The organism is Paenibacillus sp. J2TS4 (genome assembly GCF_018403245.1).
GTDB lineage: Bacteria > Bacillota > Bacilli > Paenibacillales > NBRC-103111 > Paenibacillus_L.
On record NZ_BOSH01000053.1, the window covers coordinates 1 to 281 of the forward strand.

Consider the following 281-nt stretch of genomic DNA (forward strand, 5'->3'; position numbering starts at 1 on the left):
GCCTGCATGAAGTCGGAATTGCTAGTAATCGCGGATCAGCATGCCGCGGTGAATACGTTCCCGGGTCTTGTACACACCGCCCGTCACACCACGAAAGTTTACAACACCTGAAGTCGGTGAGGTAACCCGGTTGCAAACTTGTTTGCAACTAGGAGCCAGCCGCCGAAGGTGGGGTAGATAATTGGGGTGAAGTCGTAACAAGGTAGCCGTATCGGAAGGTGCGGCTGGATCACCTCCTTTCTAAGGAAATCAGCTTCACATTCACTCGTTTTCAGTTTTGA

At 51.6% G+C, this 281-nt stretch carries 1 rRNA gene; it reads left to right on the plus strand.

The window, feature by feature from the left end:
* A 16S ribosomal RNA gene (locus tag KJS69_RS29410) occupies positions 1 to 240 on the plus strand; the annotation flags it as partial.
* Positions 241 to 281 lie beyond the last annotated feature (41 nt).